Genomic DNA, 15,519 nt, shown 5'->3' on the forward strand with positions numbered 1-15,519 from the left:
CCGTCTAGATGTGCATGCATATAGTAATTGCAGATAGGTAAGTTCCATTTCGGTTCAAAACAGAACTACCGATCCCCAGATACAGAAAGGAGTTGTGGGGAGTGCGAGTTGATGTCGTTGGCAATGTGAATGAAGTACGTACCATTGATATTGCAGGGCGAAGTGCAGTTGTCATTGATGTATTGTGTACGACCAGTACGATTGTTACGGCTCTGGCGTATGACGCTTCCGCTGTGATTGCCGTAGAGACCGTTCCACAAGCCAAACAAATGGAAGTGAAAGATTGCATTCGAGGCGGGGAACGTTTTGACAAAAAAATCACCGGATTCGAAGTGGGGAATTCCCCCTATGAATATATGACTGCAGGCATTGCAGATAAAACAATCATTCTAACCACAACCGATGGAACCCGAGCTTTGATCAAGGCTTCCAAGGGGAAACATGTATTCGCTGGTTCATTTCTCAATGTGCAGGCTGTTGCAGCAGCCCTATGTGAACTTCAACGAGATGTATTGCTGTTATGTGCGGGGAACCAGGATGAATTTGCTCTGGAGGACGGCTTGTGTGCTGGATGTATCATCGATGAACTGCACCGTCAATCCTGTTCTCCCCTCCAACTTAACGATCTCGGCATAGTGCTTCATCAGGCGGTATCCCAATGTCAGGAGAGCATCCCGGAGTTGGTGCAGGGGTCTGTTAGCGGGCGGAGGCTTGAAAAGTTAGGCAGAGTTCATGATATTTCGTATTGTTCTCAATTAAACCTGCTGGATTGTGTTCCCGAGATGGGGGAGGGGAACCGCATGCAGCCTTATAGAGGCATACGCGGCGGAAAGATGTTCAAGTTGATGTGAGAATTGCCATGAGAAAAACAATAAAAAGGTGTACTGCTGCCCGTTGGCAACAGTACACCTTTGCTAATTTACATACATAGAAGATACTTATCTGCGATCTTGAGGTCCACCGATAACGGCTTGCTCGGCAGTGTCGAGATCATATGCTGTATGCAATGCCTTAATGACGTCATGCAGCTTATCTCCGTCAATAACACAAGATACTTTGATCTCGGAAGTGCTCACCATCTTGATACTCACGCCTTCAGCGGAAATGACTTTGAACATCTTGGCAGCTACACCTGGGTGACTGACCATGCCTGCGCCAACAATGGAGATTTTAACGAGGTTCTCCTCAGATGTGACTTCACGGTAAGGCAAGCGGCTGTGAAGGCCTTCAATGACACGTAATGCGTTCTCACGATCAGACAGCGCCACAGAGAACGAGAAGTCCGCTTTGCCATCCATCACACCGCTCTGAACGATAATGTCCACATCCAGCTGATTGGATGCAAGCGCACCAAATACTTCGGCCAGAACTCCTGGTACATCCGGCACACCCAGAATACTGATGCGAGCCACATTTTTGTCATAGGCAATACCACTAACCACTACGCCTTGTTCCATTGCTGCTTCCTCCTTCACAACCGTTCCTTCATTATGGTTAAAGCTGGATCTTACGATTAAAGGTACACCGGAATGCTTCGCGTACTCTACTGCACGCGGATGCAACACCGCTGCTCCCAAATTAGCAAGTTCCAGCATTTCGTCATACGATATTTCCTTCAGCTTGCGCGCAACCTTAACGATCCGCGGGTCCGTAGAGTATATTCCGTCTACATCCGTATAGATCTCACACGCATCAGCCTTAATTGCTGCCGCCAGCGCTACAGCTGTTGTATCCGAACCACCACGACCCAGCGTTGTGATCTCGCCGTCTTCCGTCATGCCCTGGAAGCCTGCAACAATAACAATGTTGCCCTCGGCAAGTGCTGCATTCACACGGTCAGGTTGAATATCATGAATACGTGCTTTTCCGTGAACCGGCTCTGTGCGGAATCCCGCTTGCCAGCCCGTAAACGATACTGCCTTACGTCCAAGCGCTTGAATAGCCATCGATAACAAAGAGATGGAAATCTGTTCTCCTGTCGTTAAGAGCATATCCATCTCACGAGCAGGCAGATCACTATTCAGTTGTTTTGCCTGATCAATCAAATCATCTGTTGTATCCCCCATGGCCGAAACCACAACTACACACCGATGTCCTTCATCAGCTTTTTCTACAACACGTCCGGCTACACGCTTCATGCGTTCTGTATCTCCGACCGAGCTGCCCCCAAATTTCATGACGTACAATGACAACGCAAATCCACTCCCTACCTTGTGCAGTATGCATAATTAATGTCCATCGTCATTATTCTCTACGAGAAATGACTTTAACCCAGTATATTACGAAAGCGCCTGATAGGCTAATCTTTTTTCGAAAAAACCCTCTGCCAAAGGAATGGCAAAGGGTTGTTAATAACCTTTTTTAGCTTACAAGCTGTGAAAGTTACGCACGGGAAGAGTATTTACCTTCACGTGTGTCAATCAGGAGAACGTCACCTTCGTTAATGAACAAAGGAACTTGTACGTTCAAGCCTGTTTCCACTTTTGCATTTTTGGTAGCGCCTTGTGCAGTGTTACCTTTAACACTTGGCTCAGTCTCGATGACTTTCAACTCAACGCTTGTTGGCAAGTCAATTCCGAGAATTTCACCTTGGTAGCTAACGATCTTAACGACCATGTTTTCTTTCAGGAAGTTCAATTCCCATTCTAGTTGATCACTAGTCAATGTGAACTGATCATATGTTTCGTTATCCATGAACGTGTGCTCTGTACCGCTTGCATACAGGTAGGATACGCCACGGTTTTCGATGATGGCACGACCAATCGTTTCGCCTGCACGGAATGTTTTTTCAACGGTGTTACCGTTACGCAGGTTTTTCAATTTGGAACGTACGAAAGCAGCACCTTTACCTGGTTTAACGTGTTGGAAATCAAGCACGGTATAGATATCGTTATCTACTTGCACGGTCAAGCCTGTTTTAAAATCGTTTACTGAAATCACAAAAAATCCCTCCTGATATGGTTAAAAAGTAGGTGATATAAGACGATGAGTTAATGTAAAGGTGGGTTTATTCTGAATTGATGACCATGTGCGATGTGACCGTTACGGGTCCGGATCGTTCCTCCGATCGCTGTTGTCTCCTCATTTTCCCAACTAGATTTTAATAAGGTTTAAAATGAGGAGACAAAGGCGAGCGCTTCGCTTCTTCAGAATCGATTCCGCTCCCTTCACTACTTTTGCAATGGTCCATAACAATCAGCAATAACCTGTACCTTTATATTAAAAATCGTCTTATATCCCTGTGGCTGTAATTTAGCCGATTACGGTGAACTTCTTGTCCGACTTCGTGAGAATATGAATACCCGTCTCGGTAATCACTACGTCATCCTCGATACGCACGCCGCCAAGCCCGTCAATATATATACCCGGTTCAACGGTAACAACCATACCCGGTTTCAATACATCGTCGCTAAGCTTGGACAAACGAGGAGCTTCGTGAACTTCCATACCCAGACCGTGGCCTGTGCTGTGTCCGAATTGATCTCCATATCCGTGACCTGCAATGATATCACGAGCCAATGCATCTGCTTCCCGTCCGGTCATGCCCGGTTTCAGGTTCTCCAGCGTATGTAACTGAGCTTCCAGTACAATGTCATAAATTTTGCGCAGTTCAGGTACAGGTGTACCCGTTGCAATGGTACGTGTCAGATCTGAACAGTATCCGTCCAAAAGTGCACCAAAGTCAAATGTAATTAACTCATTTTGTCCGATGACCTTGCTGCTCGCTACACCGTGAGGCATAGCAGAACGTTCACCCGATGCTACAATGGTGTCAAACGAAGAGGACGTTGCTCCATGCTTGCGCATGAAAAACTCCATCTCCAGATCCACTTCACGCTCCGTCATACCTGGTTTTGCAAACTGCAAAACGTGGCTGAACGTGGCATCCGCCAGATCTGCTGCTCTCTGCATGACCGCGATCTCATCTTCATCCTTGAACATACGAAGTTGTTCCACGATCCCGGATACAGCTTTCAGTTCAATAGATTGAAGTGCTTCAGCATAAGCGGAATGCGTGCCAAATGTGACACTATCCTGCTCGAAGCCCACTGCTTTGATATTCGCGGATGCCAGTAGTTCACGCACTGTATCCATCGGCTTGGCTCCATGCTCCACAACGGTGAATCCTTTGGCTTGTTGAGGCGCTTGTGACATATAACGGAAATCAGTCAGCAGATATGCATCCTGTTCCGTAATCAGCACATATCCCGCCGAGCCTGTAAAACCCGTCATATAACGACGGTTAATCGGGTTTGTAATCAGCATTGCAGTGAGTTCATGCTCACGCATGGCTTCACGCAACTTATTTACTCGTTTGTTTTCCATCGGTAACCCTTCTTTCTCTCACATTCCCGGGTTCCCGGCTCAGGTTTGTTTGTCCAGATGACGCACAAGAGCCAGCAATCCCAGTTCATAGCTTACTTCGCCAAATCCGGCAATCTGCCCGATTGTTTCCGCTGCAATCACTGAATGATGTCTGAACGCTTCGCGTGCATGAATGTTGGATAGATGTACTTCAACCGTAGGGACTTTTACAGCATTGATTGCATCACGTATAGCATAGCTATAATGGGTAAATGCTCCGGCATTCAGTATTATTCCGTCTGCCTCACCCATAGCTGCATGAATGCGGTCAATGATGTCCCCTTCATGGTTCGATTGATAAAAAGCGATGGAGACGCCAATTTCATCAGCCTGTCTGCGAATTTTGTCCTCAATATCCTTCAGACTAAGCGTTCCATAGATGCCCGGTTCGCGTACACCAAGCATGTTCAGGTTCGGACCATTGATCACAATAATTCGTTTCATCGCTGCTCCACCCTCTCTGCAAATAACCATCTGCTATTTTAACACAGGCATTGCCGGATTGAGAAGCTTTTTTGCGCTATGCCCCCGCTTGCTCCGGCTCGCGTTTGCGTTCGTCCGTGTACTCCATGGCTACCGTGTAACCAATGAACAGCCCCCATAACAAAAAGAAACAGAGTTCCGTGATGATTGAATCCCACGTTAAACCGTTCAAAGGTTTCATCATCCCCAGTTTTGGTCCGACCAGTATAAAGAGAATCAGCCACCAGACGATTCCATATACCATGCCGGGTAACGGCCCTTTCAGTTTTCTAATCGTGAACGTGTAGAGTAAGGATGCCAAGATGGAGAAGACGATAAAAAACAGCCAGCCTGTCAAATGTCCTGCTGCGGTATATATATATTCATGTTTGAAAAAAGGCTCGGCCAGAAATCCAACAGGTACAATCGTAAAATGCAACAGATAGAATAGCCAATGTAGCCCACCCCAGATAAAACCGGCAAAAAAGCCAAGCTCTAACGCAAAGGAAAATGGCTTGGTGTAGTAGTGTGCTTGACCTTGCCTCTGGGTAGGGCGCCTGCCCTTGTCTTTTTGCTGCCGCTCATTGGGACGTTGACCTTCATCTTGTGATGTATCTTCATGCTTACGTTCTGTCATCGATATTCTCCTTCATTCAGTTGATAATCCCGCATTATGCCTCGAATTTTCGCTCCGATTCTACGAGGTAGTATGTTCAAAACAGGACAATCTTAACAACATCCTTCAAGGTTTGACTCACAAACTAGAAATTGGTCTCAAAATTCGATACAATAGGGTTATTAAACTGCCTTTGATCGCGAAGGCCTAGAACAGAATAGGAAGGTGAATAATTTGCCTCAACAATCCAAGCCTGTCAGCTATGGGGGGCAAGCTGTCATTGAAGGCGTAATGTTCGGTGGGAAACATGTCAACGTTACAGCTGTTCGTAGAAAAGACGGCGAAATTACGTATCTGGAAGTTCCCAAGCAAGACAAGTCCTGGGTCACGAAATTGCGGCGGATTCCTTTATTACGCGGAATTGTCAGCATTATAGATTCAAGTGTCAAAGGTAGCAGACATCTCAATTATTCTGCTGACGCCTATGCTGATGATGAACTGGAACCTGAAGAGAAAGCCCAGCAAAAAGAGAAAGAAGGTTCGGGCTGGAGCCTAAGCATGATCATTGGTGTGACCGCCGTTGCCATCCTTTCATTCCTTTTTGGTAAAGTTGTGCTCACATTGCTTCCTGTTGTTATCGAGAATTTTCTATTCAAAAATGCATTCGACAATCAGTTTTTGCATAATTTACTGGAAGGCGGCATTAAGCTGATCCTGTTACTCGCTTATCTGTGGTTAATCTCACAGACGCCGATGATTAAACGTCTCTTCCAGTATCATGGAGCGGAACACAAAGTAATCAGCGCACATGAAGCTGGTGAAGAACTGACACCGGAGAACGTGCAAAAGTACAGCCGACTGCACTACCGCTGCGGAAGCAGTTTCATTATGTTGACTGTCATTATTGGAGTGTTTCTATACTCCCTCTTCACGTACGATAACCTCTGGGAACGGATGGGTCAGCGTCTGTTGTTATTGCCAGTTGTGCTAGGCATTTCTTTTGAACTGTTAAAGCTCACGAATTCAGTACGTGATATTCCTGTACTGCGTTATCTCGGATACCCGGGATTGTGGCTGCAATTGCTGACAACAAAAGAACCGACCAACGAACAGGTAGAAGTATCCATTGCTTCGTTTAACCGCATGCGTGAGTTGGATGCCAAGCTTGCCAATGTCTCTGCTACGTCAGAAGTACCTGTTGCAACACTCGATCCTGTGAAAGGGTGAATGATATGAACAAGCAGGCAATCTTATTTTGGACGTTCATCGCACTAGCTGCTGTTGGAGTCTTGACTTGGCTGAGGAACGCTAGTCCATCCAGGATCATTATTCCTCTGGTCGTGTTCGGAGCCGTATTCCTGCTGTACAAATATCCGCCCCGTCGCTGGGCACAAAAAGCCAAATCACCAAAGATTAAGCCATCTGCACGAACCATGGCGAAAGTCAATGCACAGTCCAGTGCCAGAAAGAGCAGCGGCTCTTCAAAGAAACGCAAGGATTATCCTTTCCAAGTGATTCAGGGACAAAAAGGGAAAAGCGATGAAGATATACCGAAATTTCACTAAAAGGTACTGAACATACAAAAAAGCAGTTCTCCCAACATGCGGAGAATTGCTTTTTTCGCGTTTATACAGGAATCAGAGGTGGAGCTTCTGCCTGTTTCTTGCGCAATTCTTTTCTTTGTTTGTCCAGCTGTTCACCATACACTTTCATATTCCACCCGTTGAAAAATTCACTCCCTGCGGTAGCGCCTGATCGATATAAAGCTGTGCTGTCCTGTAACGATAAATGAAATTGCGTCGGTTTAATCCCAAGCGTTGGTATCTTCACTGTCCGAAACCGGTTAATCTGTTCGATGTAGCGTTCATCATGTGCTGTGAGCATCGTCTCTACAAGGGCCTGAAGCATGCTTAGCGGTCCTTTAATCCGGGCAGGTTCCACTTCCGTTTTCCCCACCATTTTGAATCCGACAACCGGAATAACGTCTCCTCCTCGTTCCGAGCGATCACCATCGAAGAGCCACAACGGAAAATTGCTAAGCAATCCACCATCCACGACATACACAAACTGATCTTGAAAAGGAAGCCCTTTGGAGAATACTGGTGATTTGCGTATGACTACCGGATCGAAAAAATACGGGATACTGCAGCTCATACGTACCGCCTTTGCAACATCCAGCTTCGCAGGGTCAATGCCGAACCGCCGAATATCGTCCGGCAGCACCAGAATGGTCCCATTGGATATATCGGATGCGGTAATAAGCAACTTACCTTGTGGCAAGTCAGCGAATGTGCGAATCCCTTTCTGCTCCAGCATCTTGCGAATCCATGATTCCAGCGCTTCTCCCGAATATAGTCCTTTCTTCAAGAACAGCCTCGCGGCGGGTCCGATCCATCGGGTATTAAATATGGGGGAACGACGCAGCAATGAAACAAAGGGGGTATTTTCAATAATGACTTTCATCTCCTCTGCCCTGTAACCGGCCGCTAGCAGAGCAGCAACAATGGAACCGGATGATGTGCCTGCCACTCGATTAAACTGAATGCCGCAGTCTTGAGCACCCTGCACAGCACCTGCAAGCGAGATCCCTTTGACGCCTCCACCTTCAAACACCGCGTTAATTAACATAACAAAAAACCCCCGTTCTCCAGGCAGCCACGTTTCTACTGCCACTCTATGAGAACAAGGGTTTGTCTTATCACTGTATTGTTAAAATGTTTTATAGACCATAGTAGGCTTTTAATTTGGCAATCAAGCCTAGAGGGTTCTTCGTCAAGTACTGTGAACTAAAGAAAATATCCCCTTTGACCGAACCATACTTCTTGTTGTAGTTCAGCTGATCGATGATCTCCTGTGAAGTCTGCCAGCCAATCTCTGGAGTACCTAACTTATAAGGAGAGTGACCGATATACAATTTTACATTTGTGTTAGCCACTTCATTCGCCCACCAGTCGACGACTTTGTCATATCGGGCTACGCTCAGTGTCATACTCCAATACACCTGCGGAGCGACATAGTCGATCCACTCTTGGTTAATCCATGTCCGCACATCTGCATTCATGCTGTCATATGCGGTTACTCCTGCTTTGGTATCAGAACCTGTCAGATCAACGGATTTGTTACGCCACACACCAAATGGACTAATTCCATATTCAACGTTAGCTTTCGCTCTGTGAATGCTCTGTCCGAGCTGCTTAACGAACTGATTGATATTGTCCCGACGCCATTCAGCACGGTCTTTGGTATTCAATGTGTTATAAGTTTTGAAAGCTGCATCATCATTAAAAGTCACATTGGATGGATAGAAATAATCATCCAAATGTACACCATCAATATCATACTGATTGACCACTTCCATGATCGTATCGATAATATGCTGTCTGGCTTCCGGGATACCCGGGTTAATGTACATTTTGCCGGATGCATTCACAATCCAGTCGGGATGAAGCTTGGAGATATGGTTTGCAGCCAAGTTTGATGTACTTGCTGAGTTCGTTGCTCTAAACGGATTAAACCAGGCGTGGAACTCCAGGCCCCGTTTGTGTGCTTCCTCAACCATAAACGCGAGGGGATCATAACCTGGATCTTTACCTTGTGTTCCTGTTAATACGCTGTTCCAAGGTACCAGACCTGAAGGATAGATGGCATCCCCATTGGCTCTCACTTGGACAAATACGGCATTAATGCCCATACCTTGCAACGTATCTAGCTGTTTTGTATACTCCTGTTTTTGCTTCTCTACATTTCCCTTGGCACCGGATGTAGGCCAGTCTCCATTCACAGTGGAAATCCAGGCTCCCCGCATCTCTTCAGAAGCTGGTACAGTGCCCGTGCCTCCAGGCTCCGCTGGGGTTGCCGGGGTTGGTTCAGGAGTTGGGACTGATTCGTCTCCTGTGTACAGATCAATGGTCTGGGCTGACTGATTCCAGTTCACTCGAATGCCAAGGTTCTCACTGACGAAACGAATGGGTACCATGACCCGACCTTGTTTCAATTCGACCGATGCATCCAGACCAACTACAGCGTTATCCACAGTCGCCTGCTGGCGTCCGCTTGTCATAGAGATGACCGAATCGGATTTCTGAATGGTCACGGTACGAGTAGCTTGAGACCATAGAACAGACGCACCCAGTCCTTCGCTAATAACACGCAGAGGTACCATCGTTACATTTACTTTGGGCAAGATGTAGGGTGATACATCCGATTCCAAACGGTTTCCGTCTAGAAAAATAGCGATTTCCTTCTGCCCGGCTGCTTGTGCCGTCATGCCTGCTGTCTGTAATCCAAGTACAAAAATGAGCAGCAGCATCAATCCTTTACGAACGTTCATTAGTGCAGTCCTCCAAAATCATTATAAATTTGCGGTAAATTCTACTAGTTTAATAGACGCTCCTACCGTTCGTTTAGTTGCGAAAATCACCAAATTATGGTGTGATTGCACACAAAAAAAATGCTTCCTGCCATTGAAACGGCAAGAAGCATCCTTTGATCACGGGATACAATTCATTGTATATCACCATTGTGTATTCCACTGCTGAAACTTAAGACTCCGTATTACTCATGACGTCCTGAAGGTTTTTGAGGTCACGCAACCGGCTCTCATCCTGACGGAAGTATTCAACCAAGGACTCGATGCATGTAATGGAGTCCCAGCTCAGATGATGTTCAATGCCTTCAACATCATTGTAGATATTTTGTTCCTGAACACCAATCGTTGTCAAAAATTGTTCAAGCAGATGATGGCGCTCCATCAAACGTTTGCCCATCTTTTTGCCTTTTGGCGTAAGCACCAGTCCGCGGTACTTTTCATAGATCAGGTACTCGTCTTTGTCCAGCTTTTGGATCATCTTCGTCACCGATGAAGGATGTACTTCCAGTCCTTCAGCTATATCAGACACACGAGCATAGCCCTTTTCATCAATTAATTTGTATATACGCTCCAAATAATCTTCCATACTGGGCGTTGGCATCTGCTTCCCTCTTTTCTCTCTGACCGGCCCCTATTCGTGCCTGGTCCCTATCTTATAATGATACATGTTATCAATACGCATTGGCAAGTCCTGCACAGTTCGGAGCGCGTTGTTACACAAGTAATTGGCAGGCGTGACTTCTCCCCAAACGAGGCAAACTAAGCAAAGTTCCGCATCGAAAGGAGTGATTTCGTGAGTACAAGTGTAGCCTCACCGCCAGTTCGTAAAGCAAAAGGTACTAAACCCTTTATTCCCGATTTGGTGTATTTTGAACCCGGTGCGTTGGAATATGACAAAGGCAAACGGATTATGGAATGGGTGACATCCAAAAACATACCTTATCAGATGACCACATCCCATAACCGAATCACAAACTTGCCTGGTGAAACCGAACAAGAAAAATATCGGATGGCAAAGCGTACTCTGGTCGTTGGTGTGCGCAAAACACTCAAGTTTGACCAGTCGAAACCTTCAGCGGAATATGCCATTCCCATCTCTACAGGCTGTATGGGGCACTGCCATTATTGTTATCTTCAAACTACACTTGGTGCGAAACCTTATGTCCGTGTCTATGTTAATACCGAGGAGATCATTCAGGCTGCAAAAGGATACATTGAAGAACGCGCGCCTGAAATCACACGATTTGAAGCTGCCTGTACGTCTGATCCCGTAGGACTCGAGCATATCACGGAGAATTTAAGTGACCTGATTCGTTTTATGGCGGAAGAAGAATATGGACGCTTGCGGTTTGTAACCAAATATCATCACGTTGATCCGTTGCTGAACATTAAGCATAACGGCCACACCCGTATCCGGTTTAGTGTCAATTCGGATTATGTCATCAAAAACTTTGAACCGGCTACCTCCAGATTTGAGGAACGCATTGAAGCTGCTGGTAAAATTGCACACGCCGGTTATCCCCTGGGATTCATTATCGCTCCGATCATGTGGTATGAAGGCTGGGAAGAAGGATACTCGGATCTGTTGCAGAAGCTGGCAGATACACTTCCAGAGGAAGCAACCAAGGATCTTACCTTTGAGATGATCCAGCACCGTTTTACCAAAACGGCCAAAGCAACCATTGAGAAACGTTATCCTAAAACCAAGTTGGAGATGGATATCGAGAAACGTAAGATGAAATGGGGTCGCTGGGGCCAGTACAAGTATGTGTATAAGGATGACCAGCAAGATGCGCTGCGCGAATTCATTACGGAACGAATCTTTGAACATTTCCCACTAGCCAAAATTGATTACTTCACCTAAACGAAAAACAGGATTGCCCAAAATCATATGCAGTTAAAAGCATTCCTAACAAACGATTAAAAAGCAGGTTACATGACCCAGATTGACTCTGGTAACATGTAGCCTGCTTTGTCATGCATTTTTAAATTCATGTCAGTTCATCCGTTTAAATAATCATCCAGTCTGGTGTAATCTGCTGCAACCAGATCGTAATCTTCGTCATCTGATCTGTAAAAAGCAATATGCCAAGAAACAACATTAATGCTCCCCCGACTTTCATCATGACATTGGAATACCGTAAGATCCAGCGTGTCGAACCGATGAAAAACGCCAAAATGAAGAACGGGATTGCAAACCCTGCCGTATACCCTGTAATTAACGCCAACCAGGTTGTGGGCTCACTTGCAGCCATCGCAATGATCGCTGTTAGAATGGGACCAATACAAGGCGACCACCCTGCTGAGAAACCAATACCAAATATAAAAGAGCCCAGATAACCTGCAGGTTTCCATTTCATATCCAGCTTGCGTTCCTTCATCAGAAACTGTGGCTTGAACACTCCAAGCAAAAATAACCCCATAAGCATAATCAGAATCGCAGACAATTGCCGAATCAGTTCGCGGTTATCATTGAAAAATTGGCCAAACAGTCCGGCACCAAGGCCAAGCGAATAAAATACAGCCGAGAAGCCTAAAATAAACGCCAGCGTATGCGTCATCGTCTTAAAACGGACTTCTCGCTGATTGCGGTCATCCTTCAATTGTTGCACCGTCATACCTGTAATGTAGGAGAGGTATGATGGATACAACGGAAGACAACATGGTGATATAAATGAGACCAAACCTGCTACAAAAGCCATCCATACATTAACATCAGGCATGAAGCGGATGTCTCCCTTCCCCGGGCTCTCGTGCTTGTTCGTTTAGCCGTCAGGCTCGGAACCCTTTTTTTCCAATCATCGTCAGAATCAGCATCATGATCAGCAATAATACAATCGTTGCTCCAGGTGCGAGGTTCCAGATACCTGCTACGACCAGTCCAAGGACTACGGCAATTTCGCCAATCACCACGGACAAAATAATGGCGGATTTGAAACTTCGGGCCATCAACAGGCTGACCGCTACCGGAATGGTCAATAGTGCTGACACCAGAAGCGCACCGACAATCTTGATCGCCGTGCTTATGACAAGTGCTGTCATCACAGTGATTAACATGTTCAGAATTCTCACAGGCAACCCTGTAACCGCTGCCGCATCTTCCTCAAAGCTAAGAAGGAAAAATTCCTTATGTAACAATGCCACTACAATCACCACGATCAGCGTAACCACACCTACAAGCTTCAGATCCGTAGCGTCTAATGTATATATACTGCCGAACAAATAACTCATGACATCTGCATTATATCCTTTGCCCAGCGTGAAGAACAAGGAAGCAAGAGCCACGCCACCGGACATGATAATGGCAATCGATAATTCGGCGTAACTCTTGTACGCTTTGCGCAATTTCTCTATCGCAAATGAAGCAAGCACGGCAAATATCAAGCCCACTGCAATGGGATACACTTCAATCAGGAATCCAAGTGCAACACCGGCAATGGTCACATGAGACAAGGTGTCTCCGATCATGGATAACCGCCGCAAGACCAGGAACAGTCCGATTAACGGAGCGGTAATGCCAATTAACAACCCACCCGCCAGGGCACGCTGAAAAAAATCACTCATTAATATTTCCAAAACAAACACGACTCCTTCGGCCTTACTCTAATCTAATGGGCCATAAATACGGCTAGCGTACCTGTGCAGTGGTATGTTGCAGATTGGTCTCAGCACAATCCTGTACCTCATGCGAATGACGGACATGAAAATTAATTTTGCCATTCGTTACCACAGCTTCAGAACCCAGATAACTCTCCATCCGATCCATATCATGAGACACCATTAGAAAAGTCATTCGATGATGTTCATGCATATGGGTAATCAGTTCAAAGAAACTGGCCTGTGATTCAGCATCAATACCTACGGTAGGTTCATCCAGAATCAACAGATCCGGGTGATTAATAAGCGCTCGTGCCAAAAATACACGCTGCTGCTGTCCGCCGGACAATTGACCAATACGTTTGTTCGCCAGATCCTCGATCCGCATGACTTGCAGAGCATCCGTGCACTGCTGCTGACATTTACGAGACATACGACGGAACATGTTTTTGTTATTATACAAGCCTGACATGACCACTTCACGAACGGTCGCAGGGAACAACGGGTTAAATGCATTCTTTTGCGGCACATACCCGATTCGGTCCCAGTCCTTGAACCTGCGGATCGACTGTCCGAATAGTTTGATATCTCCCTGCGCAGGAGGAAGAAGTCCTACCAGCATGCGCAGCAATGTCGTTTTACCCGCCCCATTGGAACCGATAATCCCGACAAAGTCCCGCTCCTGGGCCATAAAATCGAGATTCTCAATCACTCGCTGGTCCCCGTAGGAAAATGATAGTTTCTCGATCTCTATAATTGGATCATGACATAGTGGCATGATTTGCTGCATGGCAAAGCCGCCCTTCATTATATATAAGAATCCCATAGCGTCCTAAGAGCCTTCACCGTGAACGGTAAAGACTCTTCGATCTGAATCCTTCATTCTATCTTATTTTAATGCGATCAGCAGATTTTGCAAATTTTTCTCCATGAGGGTGAAATAATCATCCCCGTTTGTTGCCTGCTCCTTGGTCAATCCCTCAACCGGATTAAGGACCATGGTCTCCACTCCTGCTTCACTTGCCAGTGTTTTCGCCAATTTGTCAGATACCAGCTCTTCGAAGAAAATGTACTTAATGCCTTCATCTTTAACCAGTTTCGCAAGCTTCACAATATCCTGTCCTGTCGGTTCAGCATCCGGGGAAAGTCCCATAATGGCATGTTGGGTTAATCCATAATCACGTGCAAGGTAGCCAAACGCTTGGTGCGAGACAACAATCTCGTTGTTTGGTACATTAGCCAATTCATCTGTAAAACGCTGATCCAGCGTCTCAAGCTTCGTACGAAGCTCTTCATAACGTTGTTCGTAACCTGCTTTGTGATCAGGATCTGCCTCGACCAGGCTATTTTTGATGTTTTCAGCCATGATCATGGCCGATTTCGGACTAACCCACGTATGTGGATCAATATGATGATCAGCGACATCTTCACTGGTAGCCTCATCTGTATGTTCATCTGTATGTTCATCTGCATGCTCGTCTTCGTGCTCTTCGCCGTGACCGTGCCCATCATCACCCTCAGCGGTTAACAGCTTAACACCTTCACTGACGGCAACAGACTTCACCTGTGTATCACTATTCAGCGACTTCAGGAAATTCGGCACCCATCCTTCCAGTCCAGCTCCATTATAGAGAAACAGCTGTGCCTTGGACGTATTAACGATATCCTGACTCTTCGGAGTCCAGTCATGTGGCTCTACTCCCGTTGGCAGCAGGTTAATGACATTGGCATCCTCACCACCGATTGCAGTCGTAAAAGCATATACAGGATAAAATGTCGTCACAACGTTTACCTTGCCTTCCACAATCTTCGCACTATTGGAACTATCCTGCCCACACGCTGACAATACCAGCAAAGTGAGAATAAGCAAACCCGTCCACAGTAACTTCATGTTGCCTCTTTTGCTCGTCTTCCCTGTCCGGTTATCCTGAACTTGATGTTGCACTTTATAAAATGTCATTATGATTCACTCCGCATCTCTTAATCGTAAACATTACTGAAAGAATTATAGGTAACCTGAACCTACTTGTCAAGCTATCCCGTCCTATACATTCTTTCCTGAAGTACGGAGTTCATAACAGTATATGCTTGTTCTCTTCCCGTCAGATAC

The 15,519-nt window shown here is 46.0% G+C and carries 16 protein-coding genes; 4 read left to right on the forward strand and 12 right to left on the reverse strand.

Features of this window, described 5'->3' with window-relative positions:
• Window positions 1-101 precede the first annotated feature (101 nt).
• Window positions 102-851: a 2-phosphosulfolactate phosphatase gene (locus BS614_RS23135; RefSeq protein ID WP_047843624.1), complete on the forward strand. Its 750-nt coding sequence runs from the start codon at window positions 102-104 to the stop codon at window positions 849-851.
• A gap of 87 nt (window positions 852-938) precedes the next feature.
• Here the strand turns inward: BS614_RS23135 and BS614_RS23140 are convergent, their stop codons facing one another.
• The 5 genes from BS614_RS23140 to BS614_RS23160 all read right to left on the reverse strand — a co-directional run bounded on the left by BS614_RS23140 (window position 939) and on the right by BS614_RS23160 (window position 5,464).
• Window positions 939-2,192, reverse strand: a complete 1,254-nt coding sequence (locus BS614_RS23140) for an aspartate kinase (protein WP_047843625.1) — start codon at window positions 2,190-2,192, stop codon at window positions 939-941.
• Window positions 2,193-2,382: 190 nt separating this feature from the next.
• Entirely contained in the window at window positions 2,383-2,940 is a 558-nt protein-coding gene (gene efp, locus BS614_RS23145; protein ID WP_017687580.1) for an elongation factor P, read from the reverse strand.
• Between the two features lie 312 nt (window positions 2,941-3,252).
• A complete protein-coding gene (locus tag BS614_RS23150) occupies window positions 3,253-4,326 on the reverse strand; it encodes a M24 family metallopeptidase (protein WP_074095697.1) in 1,074 nt (357 codons plus the stop codon).
• A gap of 39 nt (window positions 4,327-4,365) precedes the next feature.
• Window positions 4,366-4,809: a type II 3-dehydroquinate dehydratase gene (aroQ, locus tag BS614_RS23155; RefSeq protein ID WP_036614400.1), complete on the reverse strand. Its 444-nt coding sequence runs from the start codon at window positions 4,807-4,809 to the stop codon at window positions 4,366-4,368.
• Window positions 4,810-4,885: 76 nt separating this feature from the next.
• Window positions 4,886-5,464 (reverse strand): YqhR family membrane protein, encoded by a 579-nt coding sequence (locus BS614_RS23160; RefSeq protein ID WP_074095698.1) that lies wholly within the window; start codon window positions 5,462-5,464, stop codon window positions 4,886-4,888.
• A gap of 213 nt (window positions 5,465-5,677) precedes the next feature.
• On the opposite strand from BS614_RS23160, the gene BS614_RS23165 reads away from it, so the two are divergent.
• The gene (locus tag BS614_RS23165; RefSeq protein WP_074095699.1) at window positions 5,678-6,670 is read left to right on the forward strand and encodes a DUF1385 domain-containing protein; all 993 of its coding nucleotides are present in this window, start codon (window positions 5,678-5,680) and stop codon (window positions 6,668-6,670) included.
• A 5-nt stretch (window positions 6,671-6,675) separates the two neighbouring features.
• On the forward strand, window positions 6,676-7,008 hold the full coding sequence (locus BS614_RS23170; protein WP_074095700.1) for a hypothetical protein: 333 nt from the start codon (window positions 6,676-6,678) through the stop codon (window positions 7,006-7,008).
• A gap of 61 nt (window positions 7,009-7,069) precedes the next feature.
• Here BS614_RS23170 and BS614_RS23175 read toward each other — a convergent pair whose 3' ends face one another.
• The 3 genes from BS614_RS23175 to mntR all read right to left on the reverse strand — a co-directional run bounded on the left by BS614_RS23175 (window position 7,070) and on the right by mntR (window position 10,413).
• Window positions 7,070-8,071, reverse strand: coding sequence for a patatin-like phospholipase family protein (locus BS614_RS23175; protein WP_074095701.1), 1,002 nt, complete (start codon window positions 8,069-8,071; stop codon window positions 7,070-7,072).
• A gap of 91 nt (window positions 8,072-8,162) precedes the next feature.
• Complete coding sequence (locus BS614_RS23180; protein WP_074095702.1) at window positions 8,163-9,773, reverse strand: family 10 glycosylhydrolase; 1,611 nt, start codon at window positions 9,771-9,773, stop codon at window positions 8,163-8,165.
• A 211-nt stretch (window positions 9,774-9,984) separates the two neighbouring features.
• Entirely contained in the window at window positions 9,985-10,413 is a 429-nt protein-coding gene (gene mntR, locus BS614_RS23185) for a transcriptional regulator MntR (protein WP_036614415.1), read from the reverse strand.
• A gap of 192 nt (window positions 10,414-10,605) precedes the next feature.
• Here mntR and splB point away from each other — a divergent pair, with 192 nt between their 5' ends.
• Window positions 10,606-11,676, forward strand: coding sequence for a spore photoproduct lyase (splB, locus tag BS614_RS23190; protein ID WP_074095703.1), 1,071 nt, complete (start codon window positions 10,606-10,608; stop codon window positions 11,674-11,676).
• A 145-nt stretch (window positions 11,677-11,821) separates the two neighbouring features.
• On the opposite strand, the gene BS614_RS23195 is transcribed toward splB, so the two are convergent.
• The 4 genes from BS614_RS23195 to BS614_RS23210 form a co-directional block, all read right to left on the reverse strand.
• Complete coding sequence (locus tag BS614_RS23195; protein ID WP_074095704.1) at window positions 11,822-12,535, reverse strand: cytochrome c biogenesis CcdA family protein; 714 nt, start codon at window positions 12,533-12,535, stop codon at window positions 11,822-11,824.
• A 49-nt stretch (window positions 12,536-12,584) separates the two neighbouring features.
• A complete protein-coding gene (locus BS614_RS23200) occupies window positions 12,585-13,388 on the reverse strand; it encodes a metal ABC transporter permease (protein ID WP_017687569.1) in 804 nt (267 codons plus the stop codon).
• Between the two features lie 52 nt (window positions 13,389-13,440).
• On the reverse strand, window positions 13,441-14,199 hold the full coding sequence (locus tag BS614_RS23205) for a metal ABC transporter ATP-binding protein (protein WP_074096964.1): 759 nt from the start codon (window positions 14,197-14,199) through the stop codon (window positions 13,441-13,443).
• A 99-nt stretch (window positions 14,200-14,298) separates the two neighbouring features.
• On the reverse strand, window positions 14,299-15,369 hold the full coding sequence (locus tag BS614_RS23210) for a metal ABC transporter solute-binding protein, Zn/Mn family (protein WP_084174699.1): 1,071 nt from the start codon (window positions 15,367-15,369) through the stop codon (window positions 14,299-14,301).
• Between the last annotated feature and the right edge of the window lie 150 nt (window positions 15,370-15,519).

The organism is Paenibacillus xylanexedens (genome assembly GCF_001908275.1).
Classification (GTDB): Bacteria; Bacillota; Bacilli; order Paenibacillales; family Paenibacillaceae; genus Paenibacillus; species Paenibacillus xylanexedens_A.

What these genes read in the sequence shown, in the direction of transcription:
- BS614_RS23180 (WP_074095702.1), bottom strand. Translation starts at nt 9,773, where the DNA reads ATGAACGTTCGTAAAGGATTGATGCTGCTGCTCATTTTTGTACTTGGA.
- aroQ (WP_036614400.1), bottom strand. Translation starts at nt 4,809, where the DNA reads ATGAAACGAATTATTGTGATCAATGGTCCGAACCTGAACATGCTTGGT.
- BS614_RS23175 (WP_074095701.1), bottom strand. Translation starts at nt 8,071, where the DNA reads ATGTTAATTAACGCGGTGTTTGAAGGTGGAGGCGTCAAAGGGATCTCG.
- BS614_RS23210 (WP_084174699.1), bottom strand. Translation starts at nt 15,369, where the DNA reads ATGACATTTTATAAAGTGCAACATCAAGTTCAGGATAACCGGACAGGG.
- BS614_RS23170 (WP_074095700.1), top strand. Translation starts at nt 6,676, where the DNA reads ATGAACAAGCAGGCAATCTTATTTTGGACGTTCATCGCACTAGCTGCT.
- BS614_RS23160 (WP_074095698.1), bottom strand. Translation starts at nt 5,464, where the DNA reads ATGACAGAACGTAAGCATGAAGATACATCACAAGATGAAGGTCAACGT.
- mntR (WP_036614415.1), bottom strand. Translation starts at nt 10,413, where the DNA reads ATGCCAACGCCCAGTATGGAAGATTATTTGGAGCGTATATACAAATTA.
- BS614_RS23150 (WP_074095697.1), bottom strand. Translation starts at nt 4,326, where the DNA reads ATGGAAAACAAACGAGTAAATAAGTTGCGTGAAGCCATGCGTGAGCAT.
- BS614_RS23195 (WP_074095704.1), bottom strand. Translation starts at nt 12,535, where the DNA reads ATGCCTGATGTTAATGTATGGATGGCTTTTGTAGCAGGTTTGGTCTCA.
- BS614_RS23205 (WP_074096964.1), bottom strand. Translation starts at nt 14,199, where the DNA reads ATGCAGCAAATCATGCCACTATGTCATGATCCAATTATAGAGATCGAG.